The following is a 1,135-nucleotide window of genomic DNA, read 5'->3' on the forward strand; positions in this document are numbered from 1 at the left end:
CATTGCGCGCCCCTATTCTGTGGTAGCGCCCGGCATTGCTAAAGTAGGTGCCAAACGGGGACGCATGACGGTTATCGTCCAAGTTGATATTGGTGACAACCAGAGTCTCATCAAGCGTGCCGTTTTTGGCTTTCTCGCTCAGTTCTCGGTAGGAGTACATAACGATCTCCACTCGGCTGCCCGCACGCTCTAAACGCGAAGAAATCGCTCGAGCGCACCGGCGTAGCGCCGTGTAATTGTACCCTGCGATGGTGATCAGCTTTGGTAACTTGACCGCATCTCCAAATGGGCGCAACACCGGCTTCCAGTTTGGCAACAAGTTATAAGCAGCGACGCTACCGAAATTGATCTTTTCGCTCTTCATCACTTCGGCTAACTGCTCCGGTCGAATCAAATCACTGATGTATCGGCGCTGAGCCTGAGACAAAGCGTGCTTCGCATGATGGTTAAACAGTGCGAACAAACAACCGTCTTCCGTTCGACTGCGTTTGCTCGCTGGGGACGTTTCACTGTTCGGTGTCGACATGTAGTGACCGCACATGTCATCAACAAGGACTGGCTGTGGTTGCAGAGTATTCGCAGCGAGCGATGGGTTCTCCATCTTTTCATCGTTAACGATCCAGATCGTCACCAAATCCGTTAATACTCGACACGCGTAATAGCCATCAAACGCTTGCAGTTTCAAACGGTTTTCACTGTGCTCAACGACGGAAAATGGCCCACTCCCTACCACCAACTTGTTGTTCGCAACGTTCACCTGACTCACGGGCTGAATGCCATATTTCACGCCAGAAATAAGCCCAGCAAAACCCAAGTCAGGTCGGTTAAGTGTAAACACCACTTTGAGAGGGTTTGGCGCAGTCACGTTTGCCACATGCGCGAGTTCTTTCTCGTAGTATTCTAGTGAGCTCAATTTGGCAAACAAACTCACCACCGTGTCGGCATCGATTGGGTTGCCATTATGGAAGGTAAGCCCGGGGCGAAGGTAAAACGTCCATTCGAATTTTTGCTCATCGTATCGCCAATGGTGCGCCAGCTCTGGTTTTACGCGCCCGTAATAATCACTTGATACTAAACAGCAATAAATTTGGCGTAGCAAAAAGCGCTCACTGCTTCGCTGCAATTGATGAGGAAC

Annotated in this window: 1 protein-coding gene; it reads right to left on the minus strand. The window is 50.5% G+C overall.

From position 1 onward, the window contains the following. Nucleotides 1–1,135 (minus strand): ABC transporter substrate-binding protein (locus R7Q47_RS25850; protein WP_318090209.1); only part of this gene is annotated, 1,135 nt, incomplete at both ends.

Source organism: Vibrio sp. Vb0349, assembly GCF_033338975.1.